Source organism: Pseudarthrobacter sulfonivorans (assembly GCF_014712225.1).
In the GTDB taxonomy this organism is placed as follows: Bacteria; Actinomycetota; Actinomycetes; order Actinomycetales; family Micrococcaceae; genus Arthrobacter; species Arthrobacter sulfonivorans.
On record NZ_JACXBW010000005.1, the window covers coordinates 265,070 to 285,160 of the forward strand.

Here is a 20,091-nt window from a genome sequence, read left to right on the forward strand (position 1 = left end):
AATCTGGTAGACGCTGCGGCGAAAGTTTCTGGGCTCATCGCGCCGGTCTGGTGTGATATCCATCATTGGCCACACCGTGACTTAGCTCACCGTTGCGTTCATATTGGTCATGGGAGGTGCGTGATGATCCACCGCTGGAGTATCGCCCGCAGGCTGTTTGTGGCCAATCTGCTGATTGTGCTGGCCTTCATCGCGATCGTGGGCACTGCCACCTACGTTGATGCCCGGGACCGCAGCTATGAGGAAGCCGGCCGGCGGATGACGGGGGTTGCGGCCGCTGTCGCAGCCAATCCCCTGGTACTGCAGGCTGCTGACACCCCGGATCCGTCGGCGTCGCTGCAACCCTATGCGCTGGACGTCATGGCTGGTTCCGGGGCGGATTTCCTGACGATCATGGCGCCGGACCGGACACGCTGGACGCATCCCCGGGACGAGGAACTCGGCAAGCCATATATCGGTTCCATCGATGCTGCGTTACGTGGCGAAGTCTTCACCGAGGTCACGGCCGGAACGCTGGGACCGTCGGTGCGGACGGTTGTTCCGGTCAAGGATGCTGCCGGAGACGTCAAGGCCCTCGTCGCTGCCGGCGTCACGGTCCGGACAGTCGATGTTGCCCTGTCCGGCCGGTTGCCGGCACTGCTTGCCATCGGCGGCGCCCTGCTCGTCGGCGGATCACTGGCCTCCTGGCTGCTGGGCCGTTACTTGCGGCGCGTCACCCGGGGTTGGGGCCCGGAGCAGCTGGCGCAACTGTTTGCCTACTACGAATCAGTGCTTCACTCCGTCCGGGAAGGCCTTATCCTCATCGACACCAAGGGCCGGGTGGTGATGTACAACGACCAGGCAGCGGACCTGCTGGGCCTGGAACCCCACGGCTCGGACGATGATCCGTCCCGGCCGCCGTTACTGGCCGAGCTGCCGCTGGCACCGAGCCTGAAGAGTCTCTTTGAATCAGGCCGGACCGCCCTCGACGAAATCCACCTGACAGGTCCGCGGATCGTAGTGGTGAACCAGGGCCCGGCCGTGGGGCCGGCCTCCCCCGGCATCCGCCGCCCTTCCGTCTTCGGGACCGTGGCCACCATCCGCGACCGGACGGAGATCGAGTCCCTGGGCAGTGAGCTGGAGACGATGCGGACGCTGTCCGATGCCCTCCGCGCCCAGACCCACGAGCACGCCAACCGGCTGCACACCCTGGTTTCCCTGCTGGAACTGGGCCGCACCCGGGAGGCCCTGGAGTTCGCCACCAAGGACCTCGAACTGAGCCAGCAGCTCACGGACGAAATGGTGAGCTCCGTGGACGAGCCCGTCCTCAGCGCCCTGATCATGGGGAAGGCGGCCGAAGCGAATGAACGCGGCGTCAAACTGACGCTCGCCGCCGAAGGGTCTGCGTCCGTCACGGGCCTGGCCGTCCAGGACCTTGTCACCATCCTGGGAAACCTTTTGGACAACGCGATAGACGCAGCCGCGGATGGAGGGGTACCGAAGCAGGTGCAGCTGACCGTTGAGTCCGACGCCGAGGGCCTGGACATCACTGTGGAGGATTCCGGCCCGGGCGTGGACCCTGCCGCCGTGGAGCACATCTTCCGGCACGGCTTCAGCACCAAGGCTGGGGGGCCATTCGGCCGCGGCATTGGCCTTGCCCTCGTCCGGCAGGCCGTCCAGCGGCTTGGCGGTACCATGACCATCACAGGCACGCACGGGGCACGCTTCCATGTCTTCCTGCCGGCCCTGGCCGCCGGAACCGACACCGCCGGAACCAAAAGTGAGGGGCAGTTCCTGTGAGTGACATCCGCGTGCTCGTGGTGGAAGACGAACCGGTGGCGTCAGCCGCCCATGCAGCCTACGTGGGCCGGATGGCGGGGTTTACGCTGGCAGGCACAGCGCCCGACGGCCAGTCCGCGCTCAGGCTCCTGACAGAGTTCTCCGCCTCCGGCGAGCCGGTGGAACTTGTCCTGCTGGACATGAACCTCCCGGACCTGCACGGCCTGGACATCGCCCGGCGGATGCGCTCCGCGGGGATCCTGGCGGACATCATCGCGATTACGGCCGTACGCGAGGTGGCGATCGTCCGGAGCGCGGTGGCCATCGGGGTGGTCCAGTACCTGATCAAGCCCTTCACCTATGCCACGTTCGCGGACAAGCTGACCAGCTACAGGCTGTTCCGGGAGCAGCTGGCAGCGCCGGCAGCCGGGGCGGGCAGGGCCGGGGCGTCCCAGAGCGACGTGGACCAGGCGTTCGCCAGCCTCCGGGCGCCGTCGGAACTGCCGTTACCCAAAGGCCTGTCCGGCTCCACCCTCGACTCCGTCAAGGAGTACCTCAAACAGCAAGGAAGCGCGGTTTCGGCCACCGAAGTCATGACCGCGCTGGGCATGTCGCGGGTGACGGCCCGCCGCTACCTCGAATACCTTGCCGACGCCGGCACGGCCACGCGGGCACCGCGCTACGGCACCCCCGGCCGCCCCGAGAACGAATACGGCTGGAAACGGCCCTAAGCGGCACCCTCCGGCCGGAGCACACCCAGCAGCTGCGCAATCACCTCCGGGTCCTCAATGGTCGAGGGCACAACATACTCGTCGCCGTCGGCGATTTGCCGCATGGTCTTGCGCAGGATCTTCCCTGACCTGGTCTTGGGCAGGGCCTGCACCACCGTTGCGTGCTTGAAGTCAGCCACGGGTCCGATGTTCTTCCGGACCAGGGCAACCAGTTCGCGGGCGAGCTCACCTTCGTCGGCGACCACCCCGGCCTTGAGCACGACATAGGCGCTGGCACGCTGCCCCTTGAGGGGGTCGGCCACGCCAATGACGGCGCATTCAGCGACGGCCGGGTGGCTGGCGATGACCTGTTCGATCGCACCGGTGGACAGGCGGTGGCCGGCGACGTTGATGATGTCGTCGGTTCGGCCCATCACAAAGACGTAGCCATCGGCGTCCTGGTATCCGCTGTCGCCGGTGGCGTAGCTGCCTTCGAAGGCCGCCAGGTAGGAGGACACATAACGGTCGTCGTTGTGCCAAAGCGTGGTCAGCGTGCCGGGAGGCAGCGGCAGCCCGAGGACAATATTGCCCTCCTCGCCCTGTTCCACCGGAGCGCCGGAGCCATCCACGATGCTCAGCGCAAAGCCGGGCATGGGGACGGTGGGCGAGCCGGGCTTGAACGGCAGATCCTCCAGTCCGCGCGGATTGGCACAAATGGCCCAGCCGGTTTCGGTCTGCCACCAATGGTCCACCACGGGAACATCCAGGACCGAGCCGGCCCAGCGGTACGTCTCTGTATCGAGCCGCTCACCGGCCGCAAACAGTGTGCGGAGGCTTGAAATGTCGTAGCGCGCCAGCTCGGCCGCCTCGGGGTCAGCCTTGCGGATCGCCCGCAGTGCGGTGGGTGCCGTGAACAGCACGTTGACCTTATGGTCCTGGACAACGCGCCAGAACGCACCGGCGTCCGGAGTGCCCACAGGTTTGCCCTCATACAGCAGCGTGGTGGCACCGGCCAGCAGCGGGCCATAAACGATGTAGGAGTGGCCCACCACCCAGCCGACGTCGGACGCCGTCCACATCACGTCGCCGGGTCCAATGTCGTAGATGTTCGCCATGGTCCAGGAAAGCGCGACGGCGTGGCCGCCGTTGTCCCGCACCACCCCTTTGGGCGTCCCGGTGGTGCCGGAGGTGTAGAGAATATAGAGCGGATCGGTTGCGGCCACCTCCACGGGGGCCGCCGGAACAGCTCGTTCCATGGCCTGGTCCCAGTCGAGCCAGTCCGGAAAGTCAGACAGCGCGGTGGCGAAACCTTCGCGGCCCTTGACGATGACAGGGAGCGCGCCGGCGCTGCTCAGGGCCAGGGCTTCGGCAACGGCAGGCAGGTACTCCACCCGCCGGGACGGTTCAATCCCGCCCGAAGCGGTGACAATGACAGCAGGCCCGGCGTCGTCAATCCGCGCCGCCAGCTCCTTCGGCGCGAACCCGCCGAACACCACCGAATGGACTGCCCCCAACCGCGCCGTCGCGAGCATGGCAATCGCCGCTTCGGGAATCATGGGCATGTAGATCACCACCCGGTCGCCCTTGCCCACACCCTGCGAGCGCAGAACTCCGGCGAACCGTGCCACGAGTGCAGTCAGTTCGGCATAGGTGAAGCTGCGTTTGATTCCCAGCATGGCCGAATCGTAAATGAGTGCGTCCTGGTCGCCGCGGCCGGCTTCGACGTGGCGGTCCAGGGCGTTGTAAGCCGTGTTGAGGGTGGCCTCCGGAAACCAGCGGAACAAGGGTGCGGCGGAGTCATCCAGGGCCGCGGCGGGTTCCCTGCTCCAGTCCACTGCCCTGGAGGCCTCCAGCCAGAAGTCCTCCCGCTGTTCCAGACTGCGTGAATAGGTGGTCCGATAGTTCGTGCCGGCCATTGGTGTGCTCCTGTCGACTCTGACATCCTGCGCTCCATGCTATGCCGGGAGCGCGCCCTGGACAAGGGGTCTGTATACATCACGGGCAAGTTTTGGGTGATTTAGGCCCATTGCTTGGGGTTGGACGGGAGTTGTGTATACACTGACATCATCCACGGAATGAGAGGAGGGAACCTTGCGAGCCAGCGACAAAGCCTATGCGGCACTGCGCGAAGACATCATCGAATGGCGCCTCGCGCCGGGTACCGTCCTCGCCGAAGTGGAACAGTCTGAACGCCTCGGCGTGTCCCGCACTCCGGTCCGGGAGGCGCTCAGCAGGCTGAACGCGGAAGGGCTCACGACGGCGGCGGGCGGCCGCGGCGTCGTCGTCACCGATATCTCGCTGGACGACATCGACGAGATGTTCGAGCTCCGTGAGACCCTCGAGGGCAAGGCTGCGGCCCTCGCCGCCGAACGGGGCGAGCGCGCCGTGTTCGAGCAGCTCCACGCCGACCTTCTGCGCGCACCCGAACTGATCAGCCAGGATGATCCCGCCCGGCACGCCTACTATGCGCTGGTGGGACGCCTCGATGAGGCGATCGACGCCGCCATCTCCAACTCCTACCTCGCCCAGGCGATGCGCAGCCTGCGGGTCCACCTGGTCCGGGTCCGCCGCCTCGCGGCCGATGACGCACCGCGCCTGAACGCGGCCGCCGTCGAACACGCGGCGATAGCCGAGGCCATCGCCGCCGGCAACGCCAGACTCGCCGAAGCGGCCACCACCCTGCATCTGCACCGCAGCCTTTCCCACGTCAAAGCCACCCACTCACCTACTGAGGAGCACCATGGTTAAGCTCAACCACGTCCGTGTCTACAAGAGCGAAGAGAACCTCGCCCGTGAAGACCAGCTGGCCCACAAGATCGCAGAGGTCGCCGCCGACCCCGTCGAGGTCACCCCGGACGTCACCGAGATGGTCATCAACCGGGTCATCGACAACGCGTCCGTCGCCATCGCTTCCCTGAACCGCGGGCCCATCGTCGCCGCCCGCGCCCAGGCACTGACCCACGCCCCCACCACCAACGGCAAGGGCGCCGGCGTCTTTGGCATCACCGACAGGGTCTCCCCCGAATGGGCAGCCTGGGCCAACGGCGTGGCCGTCCGCGAACTCGACTACCACGACACCTTCCTGGCCGCCGACTACTCGCACCCGGGCGACAACATCCCGCCGGTCCTCGCCGTTGCACAGCACGTCGGTGCCAGCGGCCGGGACCTGATCCGCGGCATCGCCACCGGCTACGAGATCCAGGTCAACCTGGTCAAGGCCATCTGCCTGCACAAGCACAAGATCGACCACGTGGCCCACCTCGGCCCGTCCGCCGCTGCCGGCATCGGCACGCTCCTGGGCCTCGACGTCGAGACCATCTTCCAGTCCGTCGGCCAGGCGCTGCACACCACCACCGCCACCCGCCAGTCCCGCAAGGGCGAGATTTCCACCTGGAAGGCCCACGCTCCCGCGTTCGCCGGCAAGATGGCCGTTGAAGCCGTGGACCGCTCCATGCGCGGCCAGACCTCCCCCGTGCCGATCTACGAAGGCGAAGACGGCGTCATTGCCTGGATGCTGGATGGCCCGGACGCGTCCTACGAGGTTCCGCTGCCCGAAGCCGGCGAAGCAAAGCGCGCCATCATGGACACGTACACCAAGGAACACTCCGCCGAGTACCAGGCCCAGGCCTGGATCGACCTGGCCCGCAAGCTGCACAAGGAACACCCGGAGGCCACCGACCCCGCCAACGTGAAGTCGGTCCTGATCAAGACCAGCCACCACACGCACTACGTGATCGGTTCCGGCGCCAACGACCCCCAGAAGTACAGCCCCACGGCCAGCCGCGAAACCCTGGACCACTCCATCCCGTACATCTTCACCGTCGCGCTTCAGGACGGCTCCTGGCACCACGTTGATTCCTACGCCCCGGAGCGTGCCGGCCGGCCCGACACGGTGGAGCTGTGGCACAAGGTCACCACTGAGGAAGACCCGGAATGGACCCGCCGCTACCACTCGCTGGACATCTCGGAGAAGGCCTTCGGCGGCTCCGTGGAGATCACCCTGAACGACGGCACCGTCATTACCGATGAGATCGCCGTGGCCGACGCGCACCCGCTGGGGGCCAGGCCCTTCGCCCGCCAGCAGTACATCAATAAGTTCCGCACGCTGGCGGCCGGTCTCGTCGCCGAGCAGGAAATCGAGCGTTTCCTCGCCGCCGCCGAAAGCCTCCCGGACCTGGGCCCGGGTGAGCTTGACCAGCTGAACATCACCGCCGCCCCCGGCGTGATCAACCTCAGCGATGCGCCCGCAGGCCTCTTCTAGGCCCCCCTTTTTTCAACCTCCGACAGGGAGAACCCATGCTGTACTCCAAGACCACCCCGGAGCAGAAGCGCGTGGCACTGCGCCAGATGCTCGCCTCCGGCACCATCCAGCAGTTCCCCGGCGCCTTCAATCCGCTCTCCGCACGGCTGATCGAGGAGAAGGGCTTCGCCGGCGTGTACATCTCCGGTGCAGTGCTGGCCAACGACCTTGGCCTGCCGGACATCGGATTGACCACGCTCACCGAGGTGGCCACGCGTGCCGGGCAGATCGCCCGCATGACCGACCTGCCCTCGCTGGTGGACGCCGACACCGGGTTCGGCGAGCCCATGAACGTGGCGCGCAGCATCCAGGAACTCGAAAACGCCGGCCTGGCCGGCTGCCACATCGAGGACCAGTTCAACCCCAAGCGCTGCGGCCATCTGGACGGCAAGAACGTGGTTGACCTGGACACCGCCACCAAGCGCATCCGCGCCGCAGCTGATGCGCGGAGGGACCCGAACTTCCTCATCATGGCCCGCACCGACATCCGGGCCGTGGACGGGATCGAGGCGGCACAGGACCGCGCCCGGGCACTGGTGGAGGCCGGCGCGGACGCCATCTTCCCGGAGGCGATGAGGGACCTGACCGAGTTCCAGGCCATCCGCGATGCCGTGGACGTGCCGATCCTGGCCAACATGACCGAATTCGGCAAGAGCGACCTGTTCACCGTTGACCAGCTGCAGTCCGTGGGCGTCAACATGGTGATCTACCCGGTCACCCTCCTGCGCATTGCCATGGGGGCTGCAGAGCGTACGCTGGAAACAATCAAGGCAACAGGGTCGCAGGAAGCACAGGTGGAGAACATGCTCACCCGTGCGCGGCTCTATGAGCTTGTGGACTACGAGGCCTACAACCACTTCGATACCGGCGTTTTCAACTTCCAGATTCCCGGCGTCCACTAGGACCCGAATCCCCGCAAGAACGAAGGAGTTCAACATGGCTGCTGAAGATATCAAAAAGGGCCTGGCCGGCGTCGTGGTGGACTACACCGCGGTCTCCAAGGTCAACCCCGACACCAACTCGCTGCTGTACCGCGGCTATCCGGTCCAGGAGCTGGCCGCAAGGTGCAGCTTCGAGGAAGTGGCGTTCCTGCTTTGGAACGGCGAACTGCCCACACCGGAGGAGCTTGCGGAGTTTACCAAGCGCGAGCGCACCGGCCGTGCCCTTGATCCGGTGGTGAAGCAGGTTGTCGACACCCTGCCCACCTCCGCACACCCCATGGACGTGTGCCGGACGGCGGCATCCGTGCTGGGCGCGCGGCATAAGCTCGCCGAGGACTCCTCGCCCGAGGCGAACATGGCCAAGGCCGTGGATCTTTTTGCCGCGATGCCGGCAGTGGTCGCCTACGACCAGCGGCGCCGCCGCGGCCAGGACGTGGTGGAACCGCGGGATGACCTGGGCTACTCAGCCAACTTCCTGTGGATGGCATTCGGCGAAGACCCGGTGGACGAGGTCGTTGAGGCCTTCAACGTCTCGATGATCCTGTACGCGGAGCACTCGTTCAACGCTTCCACGTTCACGGCACGGGTGGTCACCTCAACCCTTGCTGACCTTCATTCGGCGGTGACGGCTGCCATCGGCGCCCTCAAGGGGCCCTTGCACGGCGGCGCCAACGAGGCAGTGATGCACACGTTCGACGAGATCGGCATCCGGCCCGAAGAATCGCTGGAGGAAGCCGCCGCGCGGGCGAAGACCTGGATGGAGGACGCCCTGGCCCAGAAGAAGAAGGTCATGGGCTTCGGCCACCGCGTCTACAAACACGGCGATTCCCGCGTGCCCACCATGAAGGCCGCGCTGGATAAGATGATCGCCCACTACGGGCGGCCGGAGCTGCTGGGGCTGTACAACGGGCTCGAGCAGGCCATGGACGAGGCAAAGGCCATCAAGCCGAACCTTGACTACCCGGCGGGCCCCACCTACCACCTCATGGGCTTCGATACCCCCACGTTCACGCCGCTCTTCGTGGCCAGCCGGATCACCGGGTGGACCGCGCACATCATGGAGCAGGCCGCCTCGAACTCGCTGATCCGGCCGCTGAGCGAATACAACGGTCCGGAAGAACGGCACGTGCCGCAGTCCTAGGAAATGCACGACGGCGGGCCGGTCACCTTACGAAGGTGGCCGGCCCGCCGTCTGTGTGTCGGCGTCAGCGCGTTGAGTAGTCCAGCACCTCGCGGACGGTCTCGTTGTCATCGTTCAGGACCACCGTGAGGCGCAGCAAGGACCCCCCCAGGGCCAGCGGAAGCCAGTGGGCTGCGTCCTGCCACATCCGCTCAACAGGCAAGGAACCGACGTCGAACCATTCCGGCGCGATCTCCACGCTTTCGGATGGCTCACCGTCCCAGCGCTCCGCCACAAACAGTCGGCTGGTCATGTTCCACTCCGGCCGGGCCGGGAACTCGAAGACCACCACACCGGCGTCGCGGAGATCCTTCTCAAGGACCACCACGCCGGCTTCCTCCTGCACTTCGCGGCAGGCAGCCTCTTCATCCGTCTCCCCCGGCTCAACATGGCCGCCAAGACCCACGATCTTGCCCATCCCGAAGCCTGTCTTCTTCGTTCCCAGCAGGACCTGCGGCATTCCGTCGGACTCGCGGGTGAGAAAGCACAGCGTGACAGCGGTGAACGTCATGTCAGCCCAGCGCCCGGGGGTGGGCTGCGGCGTAGATTTCCCGGAGCGTGTCCGCGGTGACGAGCGTATAGACCTGGGTTGTGGTGACGGACGCGTGGCCCAGCAGTTCCTGCACCACACGGACATCCGCTCCACCCTCCAGCAGGTGTGTCGCGAAGGAGTGCCGCAGGGTGTGCGGCGAAACGTCCTTGGTGATGTTGGCCTTCTCAGCTGCAGCCTTCAGGATGGTCCAGGCGCTCTGCCTGCTGATCCTGCCGCCCCTCGCATTCAGGAAGAGAGCCGGCGTGCCCTTGCCCTTTGCTGCCAGCAGCGGGCGGCCCCGCACGAGGTATGCGTCCAGGGCCCGGGCCCCGTAGGAACCGAGCGGCACCAGCCGTTCCTTGGATCCCTTGCCGAACAGCCGGACCACCGCAGGCCCTGCGTCAACGTCCTGCAGGGAAATATCGTCCACGTCCAAGCCCACGGCCTCGCTGATCCTGGCCCCGGTGGAGTAGAGGAATTCAAGCAGCGCACGGTCCCGGAGTCCGGTGGCCGTGTCTGTGCCGGCCGCTTCGAGGATGCGGGTGACTTCGTCCACGCTGATGGCCTTGGGCAGCCTTTTGCCCGGCATGGGCGGGTGGACGTCGCTGGCGGGATCCGTCGTCGTCAGCCCTTCCAGCGCCCAAAACTTGTGCAGGCCGCGGACGGCCACCACCGTCCTGGCCGCGGACCTGACGCCCAAGGGGGTGCCGCCGTCGGAACCGTCGTTGAGGGCCAGCACAAACCCCGTCACATGGTGGCGGGTGATCTGGTCCGGGCTTAGGCAGTCCTGGGCCCTCAGGTAGCGGGAGTACCGTGCCAGGTCACGGCGGTAGGCGGCGAGCGTGTTCGGGGCCAGCCCGCGTTCGACGCCCATGTGCTGGAGATACGCCGTGACAGCACGGTCGATGGGGCTCCGGGGAGGGACGGGCGGCGCGGTCGCTTCCGAAGACGCGGCCTCCGGGGTTGCGGCTTCCGGGGCTGCGGCTTCCGCTGACGGAGAGGGTGTCATCAGCGCTGGCTGGGGTGCGCAGGCCAGGCTGCGCCGGCGGGGCGCAGCCCGGCAAACCCGTCAGCGCGCGCCGCTGCTGCGGCCAGGACCCCGACGACGGCGGACGGGTTGTGCAGCCGTCCGGCCAGGACGCCCGCCACGGCTTCGTCCAGCGAGATCCAGTGGAATTCGATTTCCGCTTCCTCGTGGGTCCGTTCGTGGCGCTCGTGGTGGGGCACTTCGGTGAGGTCGCGGGCGAGGTAGATCCTGATGGCCTCGCTGGAGGAACCCGGTGAATTGAAAAAGTCGGCCAGGACATTCCAGGTGGCCGCCGCAAGGTCCGCTTCTTCAGCCAGCTCGCGGGCGGCGCCCACCACAAAATCCTCGCCCTCCACGTCCAAGAGGCCGGCCGGGATTTCCCAAAGGTCCATGCCCACGGGGTGGCGGTACTGCCTGATGAGCAGGACCTCGCCGGCGTCGTTCATCGGCAGAACCGCAACCGCGCCCGGGTGGTCGATGTAGTCGCGGGTCAGTGCCTCGCCTGTCTCAGTCAGCTGGAAGCTGTCGCTGACAACATCCCAGATCCGGCCTTCATAGACCTTCTCCGTAGACAAAAGACGGCGCGGGCTCGGCGCATCCGAAACCTGCTTTGCAGCCGGGGTCGTCTCAGGTGTACCGGGCATCGCGCCGTCCTCTACTTATTCGGTTCTATTTTGCGGCAACCGTGCGTGACGGCTTGGCTGCCGGTGCGTCCTGTGCGTTCTGGTCCTGGGCATTCTGGTGGTCCAGGGCGGCCTTGATCAGCCCGCTGAACAGCGGGTGGGGGCGGGTGGGACGCGAGCTCAGTTCCGGGTGCGCCTGCGTTGCCACATAGTACGGGTGGACCTCGCGCGGCAGCTCAACATATTCCACGAGCTTGCCGTCCGGTGACGTGCCGGAGAACACCAGGCCCTCGGCTGCGATCTGCTCGCGGTACTTGTTGTTGACCTCGTAGCGGTGGCGGTGGCGTTCGCTCACGGTGGTCTTGCCGTAGGTTTCCGCGATGACGGAGCCTGCGTCGAGCTTTGCCTCGTACAGGCCCAGGCGCATGGTGCCGCCCAGATCGCCCTTGCCTTCCACGATGTCCAACTGCTCTTCCATCGTCGCAATCACCGGGTACTTGGAGTCGGGCTCGAACTCGCTGGACGAAGCGCCCTCAAGGCCAACCACGTTGCGTGCATATTCGATCACCATGCACTGCAGGCCGAGGCAGAGGCCCAGCACCGGAAGCTTGGATTCGCGGGCGTACTTGAGGGCGCCCAGCTTTCCTTCGAGCCCGCGGATTCCGAAGCCGCCGGGCACGCAGATGGCGTCCACGCCGTCCAGGGACGCTACGGCGCCTTCATGGGTTTCGCATTCATCCGACGGTACCCAGCGGATCTTGACCTTGGTGTCGTTGGCGAAGCCGCCTGCACGCAGCGCCTCGGTCACGGACAGGTAAGCGTCCGGGAGGTCGATGTACTTGCCTACCAGGGCGATTTCGACGTGGTGCTTGGGGTTGTGGACTGCTTCGAGCAGCTTGTCCCAGCTGGTCCAGTCAACGTCCTTGAACGGCAGGTCCAGGGCGCGGACGATGTAGGAGTCCAGGCCCTGGGTGTGCAGGGTCTTGGGGATGTCGTAGATGCTCGGCGCATCAGGGCAGCCGATCACGGCTTCAATGTCGACGTCGCACATGCGGCCGATCTTGGCCCGCATGGCCTCGGGCACTTCGCGGTCCGAGCGGATGACGATGGCCTCCGGCTGGATGCCGATGGAACGCAGGGCTGCAACAGAATGCTGGGTTGGCTTGGTCTTCAGTTCCTGCGACGGGCCGATGTAAGGAACCAGTGAGACGTGGACGAAGAAGACGTTGCCGCGTCCGACGTCCTGGCGGACCTGGCGCGCGGACTCGAGGAACGGCTGCGACTCGATGTCGCCCACCGTGCCGCCGATTTCTGTGATGATGACGTCCGGCGCGTTCTTGCCCTCGGCGGGCAGGCGCATGCGGCGCTTGATCTCATCGGTGATGTGCGGGATGACCTGGACGGTGTCGCCCAGGTATTCGCCGCGGCGTTCCTTGGCGATCACGGTGGAGTAGACCTGGCCGGTGGTGACGTTGGCCGAGCCTTCCAGGTTTTCGTCCAGGAACCGCTCGTAGTGCCCAATGTCCAGGTCGGTTTCGGCGCCGTCGTCCGTGACGAAGACTTCACCGTGCTGGAAGGGGTTCATCGTGCCCGGATCCACGTTCAGATAGGGATCGAGCTTCTGCATAGTCACAGACAGGCCGCGTGCCCGCAGCAGGTGACCGAGGCTCGAAGCCGTCAGTCCCTTACCGAGCGAGGACGCCACACCACCGGTTACGAAGATGTGTTTGGTCGTCTTGGATGAGCCCGGGAACCGGGAATTTACACGGGAATTTGATCGCTGCACCACGGAATTCGAGCCTATCATCAATTGAGCCTTTCCCGGATCAGGAACTGGTTCCCCAAATGATCCAGTGTGCACGGCGGGGCCCCTTGCGATCAAGGGTGGGCCGCGGGTCAGGCCCGCTGCGGCAGCAGTTTTGCGTCGTCCAGGAGCTCCTGGGCGTGCGCCTGCGCGGATTCAGAGTCCTCCTGGCCTGCGAGCATGCGGGCGAGTTCCTTGACCCGTTCCGCGTTGTCGAGGAGTCGCACATCACTGGACGTGAACCCGGTGGCGGTGCCGCCGTCGGCTCCCCTGACCGAAGTTTTGGTGACGGTGATGTGCTGGTCAGCGAACGCCGCCACCTGCGGCAGGTGCGTGACCACCAGGACCTGCACATGCCGGGCGAGCATGGCCAGCCGGCGTCCGATCTCGACGGCGGCACGGCCGCCGACGCCGGCGTCCACTTCGTCGAACACGAAGGTGGGCACCGGGTCGACTGCTGCCAGCACCACTTCGATGGCGAGCATCACACGGGACAGTTCACCGCCGGAGGCACCCTTGCCGAGCGGCCGCGCCGGGGCTCCCGAGTGCGGCTGGAGCAGGAACGAGATTTCGTCCGCGCCGTGTGGCATCAGCTGTCCGGCGTTTTCGAGGTTGATCACCAGGGTGGCATCGGCCATGGCCAGCGCCTTGAGCTCGGCGCTCACGCGGCCGGAGAGGTCCTTCGCTGCCTTGCCCCGGATCTTGCTGATGGCGGCCGCCTGCTTCTGCAGTTCCGACTCGGCCCGGACAACCTCGGCGTCCAGCGCCTCGATGCGGGTGGAATCGTCCTGCAGTTCGTCGAAGCGGACCCGGGCGTTCTCGGCCCAGACCAGGACTTCGTCGATGCTGGGAGCGTACTTGCGGACCAGCTTGGCCAGGGCTGCCCTGCGGTCCTCGATTTCGGCGAGCCGCTCCGGGCCCTCCGAGTCCAGGCCCGCTTGGTAGCTGGCCAGCTCGGTGGCGATGTCGTTGAGCAGGAAGCCCACTTCGGCGAGGCGTGCCGCGGCGGCTCCCAGCTCGGCGTCGTGTTCGGCCACCTGTTCGAGCGTCCGCTTCGCGGCATCCACGAGGGTGGTGGCATCGCCCGCATCACCGTAGTCCTCCGCGATGAGGGCCTGGTGCGCGGTGTTCGCCGCGATCCTGAGCTCCTCCACGTTGGCAAGCTTCACGGCCTCGGCCTTCAGGGATTCGTCCTCCCCCGGCTGCGGATCGACTTCGTCAATCTCGGCCAGCGCGATCTCCAGCGACTCGGCCTCGCGGAGCCGGTCGCGGGCGGCGCTGCGGAGGGCTTCCAGCTCCGCCTGGCTGGCCTTCCAGTGGCCGTACAGCGACTGGTAGGTGCCCAGCGGACCCGCCAAGGCCTCGCCCGCGAACTTGTCCAGGGCGCCGCGCTGGGCGGCCGCGCCCTTCAGCCTGATCTGGTCCGACTGGCCGTGGACCACCACAAGGGTTTCACCGATCTCGGCGAGGACGCCCACCGGCGCTGCACGCCCGCCCAGGAAAGCACGGCTGCGCCCGTCCGCTCCGAGGCGGCGGGCGAGGATGAGTTCCGCGCCGCCGTCGAACTCTTCGACGTCGGCACCCGCGTCCACTGCCCGGGCAATCGCGGGGTGCCCGGCGTCGAGCTTAAGCACGGCTTCCGCGGTGGCGCTCTTCGCGCCGCTGCGCACCGCCCCCGCGTCGGATCTGGCCCCCAGCAGGAGGCCGACGGCGGTGACCACCATCGTCTTGCCGGCGCCGGTTTCGCCGGTGACAACGCTCAGCCCGGGGCCCAGCGGCAAGGTGGCGTCGGTGATGACGCCCAGATCACGGATTCTCAGTTCTTCAAGCATGGTTCACTTCGCGTTCGCGGGATCGGTTTCGTCTTCAGGCTGGTCCCTGGCGGGCACCTGAAGCGGCGGCATCGGGGAAGGCGTCCTGACCACCGGGATGGGACCGGTGTGGATGACATCCGACTGGGGAACCGGCCCGCGCCAGCCGTGGATGGGCAACTCGAACTTGCGGACCAGCCGCGCGGAAAACGGCGTCTGATGGGTCCGTGCGAGCCGGACCGGAGTGGGGGACTTTGTCACTTCCACGCGCGCGCCGGGCGGGAGGTCCACGGAACGGCGGCCGTCGCACCAGAGCACGCCCTCGGCGCCGGTGCGGGTGAGGACCTCCACTGCCAGCCGCGACCGCGGCGACACCACCAGGGGCTTCGCGAAGAGCGCGTGCGCGCTGATGGGAACAATCAGCAGGGCCTCGACCTCGGGCCAGACCACGGGCCCGCCTGCGGAGAAGGCGTAGGCGGTGGAGCCGGTGGGCGTGGCCAGCACCACACCGTCGCAGCCGAAGGATGACAGGGGCCGCTCGTCCACTTCGGTGACCAGTTCAAGCATGCGTTCGCGGTTGCCCTTTTCGATGGCAGCCTCATTGAGGGCCCACGTGTGCCAGATCTTTTGGCCGCGGACCCAGACCTGCACGTCGATGGTCATTCGCTCTTCCACCGTGTAGTCGCGGCGGGCGATCCATTCCACGGTCTGCGCCAGGTCCGCGCGCTCACTCTCGGCCAGGAACCCCACGTGTCCGAGATTGACGCCCAGCAGCGGAACATCGACTTCCCGGACCAGCTCGGCGGCGCGCAGGATGGTGCCGTCACCGCCCAGGACCATGACGAGCTCCACGTCCGGCAGCCGCACATGGTCGTGCAGGATTTCCACCGGCTGGGTGAGGTGGCCGAAGAATCTTTCCATGTCCGCCAGCTCGGATTCCTGCATCACCGGGATGATTCCTGAGTCATGGAGCTGGGCGCAGGCCTCCCAGGCAGCCTTCAGCGATTCCTCGCGGCCAGTGTGGGCAAGGACAAGTACTCGCCTGGTCATCAGGTTCCGCTTTCTAGTGGTTCGGCCAGATTCGTCCAAGCAGGCCGTCAAGGGCTGCCTGGCGCTCTTCGATCTTAGGCAGGTCCTGCGTCATCCTGCGCTTTATCCACAGGAAGTATTCGACGTTTCCGTCCTGGCCGGGCAGGGGGCTTGCCGCCAGTCCGCACAGGTCCAGTCCGGCGTCGAGCGCTGCATTGGCGACTTTTTCCACCGCCATCCGGCGTTCGCGTTCGGAATTCACCACCCCGGTGCGGCCCAGCCGCTCCTTGCCGATCTCGAACTGGGGCTTCACCATCAGCACCAGATCACCGCCGGGCTGTGTGCACAGGGCCAGCGGATGGGCCACGAGGGTCAGCGAGATGAAGGAGAGGTCGGCCACCGTAATTTCGGCCTGTCCACCGATATCCGCCGGCGTCATGTACCGCACGTTCATGCCTTCGTGCACGGCTACCCTGGCATCCTCGCGGAGCTGCGGCACCAGCTGGCCGTGCCCGACGTCGACCGCCACCACGTGTGCCGCACCGCGCCGCAGGAGCACCTCGGTGAAGCCGCCCGTGGACGCGCCGGCGTCCAGGCACCTTTTGCCTTCAACGATGACCTCCGGGAAAGCATCCAGCGCTCCCGCGAGTTTGTGGCCGGCGCGGCTGACGTAGCTGTCCTCTTCGGTGTGCTCGACGGCCAGGTCCTTGTCCTCCGGCACTTGGAGGGAGGCCTTGGAAAGGACCTGCCCCGCGGAGCTCACTTTGCCCTCGGCTATGAGCGCGGCGGCGTGGGTCCGCGACCTCGCGAGGCCGCGGGCCACCAGGGCCTGGTCAAGCCGTGCCATGCTTAGGCCTTTCCTTCGCCGTTGGGAGCGTCTTCATTCAAGGCCAGGAGCAGGGCGTCGTGCAGTTCACTGTAGACAGCTTCGTGCTCCGCGACAGGCAGGTGCCGGACGCCGTCCAGCACAGCAACGATTGCTTCGACGGCCGGATCGGTGATCCGCTCTGTGGCGGATTCTGGCCATTCGGGGGTTGGCTGGGCTGGTTCGCCGTTGTGCCCGTCGTTCAGCTCAGTCATTGGATCAGTCTACTGATTTACGGAGTGCGCCAATCGAGTTTGGGCGCCGTTGCCACGGCAGCGTCCGGCACGGCGGCCCACCACGCGGCGCAGGCGGCCCGCCACGCATTGAGGTCGTCCTCACCGCCCTGGATGCTGAGGGTCTCCCCTTCTACGTGTGCCGTGGCATCGCCGCAGCGGTAGGTCCCGTCGATGTTGTCCACGGCCGGGTACGGGCGGTGGAGGTCGCTGAGTTCCCCGACGAGGTAGACCGGTCGTTCGGCGGTACGTGCGGCGAGGATGGAGTGTTTGGTGTCGACGCCGGTCAGCACTGCCACCGTGGCAAAGCCGGCGTTGTTGCCGCCGAGGATATCCGTGTCCAGCCGGTCACCCACCACCAGCGGGCAGTCGGCGGCGAGCCGTTTGGCCGCGGCATGGAACAGCGGCGCCTCGGGTTTCCCGGCGACGAGTGGGGTCTGTCCGGTGGCCGCCGAGACGGCCGCCACCAGCGTGCCGTTTCCGGGTGCGATGCCGCGTGCCTGCGGCAGGGACATGTCCGTGTTGGTAGCCACCCAGAGCGCTCCGGCGGAGACCACGAAGGCGGCCTCGGCGAGGTCCTTCCAGCCGATCCCGGGGTTGAACCCCTGGACGACGGCCACCGGGTTCTCCTCCTGGCTGCTGACGGGTGTCAGTCCCACGAGTTCGATCTCCTGTGCCAGTGCCGGGCTGCCGGTGATCAGGACCCTGGCTCCGGGGGCCAGCCTGGACGCCAGCAGTTCGGCAGCAGCCTGCGAAGAGCTGACCACCTGGCTGTCTTCGGCCGGCGCACCCAGGTCACGCAGGTGTTCAGCGACCTGTGCAGGTGTACGGGAAGCGTTGTTGGTGACGTAGCCCAGGCCGATGCCCAGGCCCTCAAGTTGCTGCAGGGCCTCCACGGCGCCGGGAATGGCGTGCGGACCGGTGTAGACCACACCGTCCAGGTCGGCCAGGAGGGCATCAAACAGGGAAATCAGGGAAACTTCAGTCATGGCGGGCTAGCTGTCCTGTCGCTCGGGGTGGCCGGCGTCGTCGGCGTTGCCGCCGTCGAAGTCGCCGGCGTTGGCTGAATCCTCGTGGCCTGAGTCCTCGTGGTCCGATGCTGCCTCTTCAGAAGCACCGGATTCAAGCTCATCCGATTCGACGGAGTCCTCATCAGACTCGGCGTCATCGGACTCGAAGTAGTCGGATTCCACGTCATCGATGGCGTCCTCCACACCGGCTGTCCCTTCAGGGGCCTCAGCGGAGGTTTCCGTCCCGGCTGCAGACGCGGCGGACTTGGCCTCAGTGGCTCCGGCAGCACGTTCCAGCAGACGCCGCCGCTGGGCTTCCTCGCGGGCTTCCTCTTCCTCGTCCCAACCCAGATCCACGATGTCCGGTTCCTCGTCAACACCGAGGCCGAGGGCGTTCTCAGCCACCACAGCCTGCTTCTGCCATTTGGCGGCTTCCTCCTGGCGGCCCACGGCGGCCAGGGCGTCAGCGTAGGCGCGGAACAGCCGGGGGCTGTAGGAAAACGCGCGGTTGATGTCCAGCTGGGCGATTTCAAGCTCTGCCACGGCAGCGTCCAGCTGGCCGAGATCTGTCCGGGCTCCTGCTGCCACAATGGCCAGCTCGGCCTTGCCCGGAGCGTCCAGGTCATTGGCTTCCTCGGAGCGCACCACGTCGAGTGCACGGTCAGGCCGGCCCAGGCCGCGTTCGCAGTCGGCCATCACGGGCAGGTGGACGTTGGAACCGCTGATGCGGCGGTAGGTCCGGAATTCGCGCAGAGCTTCGCCGTAATGTCCTGCTGCGTAAGCGGTCAGTCCAACGGCTTCACGGACGGCTGCCAAACGGCCACCTCGCCGGCTGGCGGCGAGGGCATGCTGGAAGGCAAGCTCAGGTTCTTCATCGATCAGGCGGCCGGCCATGACGAGGTGACGGGCAACCCATTCGGCGCTCTTGGCTTCCAGCGTCTTGATCTGGTGCTGGGTGGCGCGGTCAAGTTCCTTGCCCGTGACATCCTCATCGATCTCAGGGGAGCGTTCGCGGTCGGGACGGTTGGCGCTGCGCAGGTCACGCGCATTGGGAACACGGGCCGGACGGTCCTCAGCACGGTCCCGTCCGAACTGGCGGGGACCGGAGTCACCGCGGTCGAAACTGCGGGGTGCCCGGTCCTGGCGGTCGCCGAACGGCTTGCGGTTGTCGCCGCCGGAGAACCCGCGGCGTTCGCTGTCGCCTTCGCGGCGCGGACGGTCACCATAAGGCTTGTTATCGCGGTCGCCGTAAGGCTTCCGCTCACCGCCGCCGCTGAAGGGCTTGCGCTCACCGCCGCCGCTGCCGAAGCTGCGGCGTTCACTGTCGCCTTCGCGGCGCGGACGATCACCGAACGGCTTGCGGTCGCGGTCACCGAACGGCTTACGCTCACCGCCGCCGCTGCCGAAGCTGCGGCGTTCGCTGTCGCCTTCGCGGCGCGGACGATCACCATAAGGCTTGTTATCACGATCGCCGTAAGGCTTGCGCTCACCGCCACCACTGAACGGCTTACGCTCACCACCGCCACTGAACGGCTTACGCTCACCGCCGCCGCTGCCGAAGCTGCGGCGTTCACCGTCGCCTTCGCGGCGCGGACGATCACCATAAGGCTTGTTATCACGGTCGCCATAGGGCTTGCGCTCACCGGAGCCCGATCCACTCTTCGGACCCCCAGAATTCCGGTCATCCCGGGAACGGAATCCGCGCGGTTCCCCGCCGGAATTGTTTGTCCCGCGGAAAGGGCCGCGGTCGTTACCGCCGCGATTGCCGCCGTTGTGCTCAGCCATGGGGATTCCTCCTGTTGTGAGCCGACCACTGGCGCAATCGCAGCCGCTCGTTCCGTGTTTCGTTCTCCTACGCAACCCGAAATCAAGCGCTTCGAAGTCCGTACATCTCAGTCAATTCTAAGCGAGACGCCAGCGGCGCATGACATAGATCCGCTTGCAGACCCCTGTCGTGGGAATGTTCACATCTCCTGGGACCCTCTGGCAGTTGATGCGGGTTTCCGGGGAACGCTCTGGCAGTTGATGCGGGTTCGACGGGGAACCCTCTGGCAGTTGATGCGGGTTCGACGGGGAACCCTCTGGCAGTTGATGCGGGTTCGACGGGGAACCCTCTGGCAGTTGATGCGGGTTCCCGGTGGACGCTCTGGTAGTTGGTGCGGGTTCGACGGCGGTGCCGGGGCGGGGGTGCCGAAGGGGTGTGGGGCCCGCGGTCCGGGGCCCCGGGGCGCGGTGCTGGCGTGAGTGGTTCCGGGCGGGTCCGGGTAA

17 protein-coding genes are annotated in these 20,091 nt (G+C 66.6%); 6 read left to right on the forward strand and 11 right to left on the reverse strand.

Features of this window, described 5'->3' with window-relative positions; all coding sequences use genetic code 11:
• Positions 1 to 123 precede the first annotated feature (123 nt).
• Both IAQ70_RS09035 and IAQ70_RS09040 read left to right on the forward strand, forming a co-directional pair.
• Positions 124 to 1,779 carry a sensor histidine kinase gene (locus IAQ70_RS09035; RefSeq protein ID WP_190989001.1) on the forward strand — a complete coding sequence of 552 codons (1,656 nt, stop codon included), beginning with the start codon at positions 124 to 126 and terminating at the stop codon, positions 1,777 to 1,779.
• Complete coding sequence (locus tag IAQ70_RS09040; protein ID WP_190988969.1) at positions 1,776 to 2,489, forward strand: response regulator; 714 nt, start codon at positions 1,776 to 1,778, stop codon at positions 2,487 to 2,489. Before IAQ70_RS09035 ends, IAQ70_RS09040 begins: the two co-directional genes overlap by 4 nt.
• Here the strand turns inward: IAQ70_RS09040 and IAQ70_RS09045 are convergent.
• Positions 2,486 to 4,384, reverse strand: a complete 1,899-nt coding sequence (locus IAQ70_RS09045) for an acetate--CoA ligase (RefSeq protein ID WP_190988970.1) — start codon at positions 4,382 to 4,384, stop codon at positions 2,486 to 2,488. The genes IAQ70_RS09040 and IAQ70_RS09045 overlap by 4 nt on opposite strands.
• Positions 4,385 to 4,559: 175 nt before the next feature.
• On the opposite strand from IAQ70_RS09045, the gene IAQ70_RS09050 reads away from it, so the two are divergent.
• From IAQ70_RS09050 to IAQ70_RS09065, 4 genes are read left to right on the forward strand one after another with little or no spacing between them, the layout of a single operon-like run.
• The gene (locus IAQ70_RS09050) at positions 4,560 to 5,216 is read left to right on the forward strand and encodes a GntR family transcriptional regulator (protein WP_190988971.1); all 657 of its coding nucleotides are present in this window, start codon (positions 4,560 to 4,562) and stop codon (positions 5,214 to 5,216) included.
• Positions 5,209 to 6,729 (forward strand): MmgE/PrpD family protein, encoded by a 1,521-nt coding sequence (locus IAQ70_RS09055; protein ID WP_190988972.1) that lies wholly within the window; start codon positions 5,209 to 5,211, stop codon positions 6,727 to 6,729. The genes IAQ70_RS09050 and IAQ70_RS09055 overlap by 8 nt, the downstream gene beginning before the upstream one ends.
• A gap of 35 nt (positions 6,730 to 6,764) precedes the next feature.
• Positions 6,765 to 7,670, forward strand: coding sequence for a methylisocitrate lyase (prpB, locus tag IAQ70_RS09060; protein ID WP_190988973.1), 906 nt, complete (start codon positions 6,765 to 6,767; stop codon positions 7,668 to 7,670).
• 34 nt (positions 7,671 to 7,704) lie between these two features.
• Positions 7,705 to 8,850, forward strand: a complete 1,146-nt coding sequence (locus tag IAQ70_RS09065) for a bifunctional 2-methylcitrate synthase/citrate synthase (protein WP_190988974.1) — start codon at positions 7,705 to 7,707, stop codon at positions 8,848 to 8,850.
• A 64-nt stretch (positions 8,851 to 8,914) separates the two neighbouring features.
• Here IAQ70_RS09065 and IAQ70_RS09070 read toward each other — a convergent pair whose 3' ends face one another.
• The 10 genes from IAQ70_RS09070 to IAQ70_RS09115 form a co-directional block, all read right to left on the reverse strand.
• Positions 8,915 to 9,400 (reverse strand): 8-oxo-dGTP diphosphatase, encoded by a 486-nt coding sequence (locus IAQ70_RS09070; RefSeq protein WP_190988975.1) that lies wholly within the window; start codon positions 9,398 to 9,400, stop codon positions 8,915 to 8,917.
• 1 nt (position 9,401) lies between these two features.
• Positions 9,402 to 10,430 carry a site-specific tyrosine recombinase XerD gene (gene xerD, locus IAQ70_RS09075; RefSeq protein WP_190988976.1) on the reverse strand — a complete coding sequence of 343 codons (1,029 nt, stop codon included), beginning with the start codon at positions 10,428 to 10,430 and terminating at the stop codon, positions 9,402 to 9,404.
• The gene (locus tag IAQ70_RS09080) at positions 10,430 to 11,092 is read right to left on the reverse strand and encodes an NUDIX domain-containing protein (protein ID WP_190988977.1); all 663 of its coding nucleotides are present in this window, start codon (positions 11,090 to 11,092) and stop codon (positions 10,430 to 10,432) included. Before IAQ70_RS09080 ends, xerD begins: the two co-directional genes overlap by 1 nt.
• 25 nt (positions 11,093 to 11,117) lie before the next feature.
• Positions 11,118 to 12,878: a CTP synthase gene (locus IAQ70_RS09085; protein WP_190988978.1), complete on the reverse strand. Its 1,761-nt coding sequence runs from the start codon at positions 12,876 to 12,878 to the stop codon at positions 11,118 to 11,120.
• Between the two features lie 89 nt (positions 12,879 to 12,967).
• Complete coding sequence (recN, locus tag IAQ70_RS09090) at positions 12,968 to 14,707, reverse strand: DNA repair protein RecN (RefSeq protein WP_190988979.1); 1,740 nt, start codon at positions 14,705 to 14,707, stop codon at positions 12,968 to 12,970.
• A gap of 3 nt (positions 14,708 to 14,710) precedes the next feature.
• Positions 14,711 to 15,736, reverse strand: a complete 1,026-nt coding sequence (locus tag IAQ70_RS09095; protein ID WP_190988980.1) for an NAD kinase — start codon at positions 15,734 to 15,736, stop codon at positions 14,711 to 14,713.
• Positions 15,737 to 15,749: 13 nt separating this feature from the next.
• On the reverse strand, positions 15,750 to 16,562 hold the full coding sequence (locus IAQ70_RS09100; protein ID WP_190988981.1) for a TlyA family RNA methyltransferase: 813 nt from the start codon (positions 16,560 to 16,562) through the stop codon (positions 15,750 to 15,752).
• 2 nt (positions 16,563 to 16,564) lie between these two features.
• Positions 16,565 to 16,795 carry a hypothetical protein gene (locus tag IAQ70_RS09105; RefSeq protein WP_190988982.1) on the reverse strand — a complete coding sequence of 77 codons (231 nt, stop codon included), beginning with the start codon at positions 16,793 to 16,795 and terminating at the stop codon, positions 16,565 to 16,567.
• Between the two features lie 17 nt (positions 16,796 to 16,812).
• Positions 16,813 to 17,802 (reverse strand): HAD-IIA family hydrolase, encoded by a 990-nt coding sequence (locus IAQ70_RS09110; protein WP_190988983.1) that lies wholly within the window; start codon positions 17,800 to 17,802, stop codon positions 16,813 to 16,815.
• Positions 17,803 to 17,808: 6 nt separating this feature from the next.
• The gene (locus tag IAQ70_RS09115; RefSeq protein WP_190988984.1) at positions 17,809 to 19,608 is read right to left on the reverse strand and encodes a tetratricopeptide repeat protein; all 1,800 of its coding nucleotides are present in this window, start codon (positions 19,606 to 19,608) and stop codon (positions 17,809 to 17,811) included.
• Positions 19,609 to 20,091 lie beyond the last annotated feature (483 nt).

Excerpts from the sequence above, each read along its gene's own strand:
- IAQ70_RS09035 (WP_190989001.1), top strand. The coding sequence starts at position 124 with ATGATCCACCGCTGGAGTATCGCCCGCAGGCTGTTTGTGGCCAATCTG.
- IAQ70_RS09045 (WP_190988970.1), bottom strand. The coding sequence starts at position 4,384 with ATGGCCGGCACGAACTATCGGACCACCTATTCACGCAGTCTGGAACAG.
- IAQ70_RS09055 (WP_190988972.1), top strand. The coding sequence starts at position 5,209 with ATGGTTAAGCTCAACCACGTCCGTGTCTACAAGAGCGAAGAGAACCTC.
- prpB (WP_190988973.1), top strand. The coding sequence starts at position 6,765 with ATGCTGTACTCCAAGACCACCCCGGAGCAGAAGCGCGTGGCACTGCGC.
- IAQ70_RS09065 (WP_190988974.1), top strand. The coding sequence starts at position 7,705 with ATGGCTGCTGAAGATATCAAAAAGGGCCTGGCCGGCGTCGTGGTGGAC.
- IAQ70_RS09070 (WP_190988975.1), bottom strand. The coding sequence starts at position 9,400 with ATGACGTTCACCGCTGTCACGCTGTGCTTTCTCACCCGCGAGTCCGAC.
- xerD (WP_190988976.1), bottom strand. The coding sequence starts at position 10,430 with ATGACACCCTCTCCGTCAGCGGAAGCCGCAGCCCCGGAAGCCGCAACC.
- IAQ70_RS09080 (WP_190988977.1), bottom strand. The coding sequence starts at position 11,092 with ATGCCCGGTACACCTGAGACGACCCCGGCTGCAAAGCAGGTTTCGGAT.
- IAQ70_RS09085 (WP_190988978.1), bottom strand. The coding sequence starts at position 12,878 with ATGATAGGCTCGAATTCCGTGGTGCAGCGATCAAATTCCCGTGTAAAT.
- recN (WP_190988979.1), bottom strand. The coding sequence starts at position 14,707 with ATGCTTGAAGAACTGAGAATCCGTGATCTGGGCGTCATCACCGACGCC.
- IAQ70_RS09095 (WP_190988980.1), bottom strand. The coding sequence starts at position 15,736 with ATGACCAGGCGAGTACTTGTCCTTGCCCACACTGGCCGCGAGGAATCG.
- IAQ70_RS09100 (WP_190988981.1), bottom strand. The coding sequence starts at position 16,562 with ATGGCACGGCTTGACCAGGCCCTGGTGGCCCGCGGCCTCGCGAGGTCG.
- IAQ70_RS09105 (WP_190988982.1), bottom strand. The coding sequence starts at position 16,795 with ATGACTGAGCTGAACGACGGGCACAACGGCGAACCAGCCCAGCCAACC.
- IAQ70_RS09110 (WP_190988983.1), bottom strand. The coding sequence starts at position 17,802 with ATGACTGAAGTTTCCCTGATTTCCCTGTTTGATGCCCTCCTGGCCGAC.
- IAQ70_RS09115 (WP_190988984.1), bottom strand. The coding sequence starts at position 19,608 with ATGGCTGAGCACAACGGCGGCAATCGCGGCGGTAACGACCGCGGCCCT.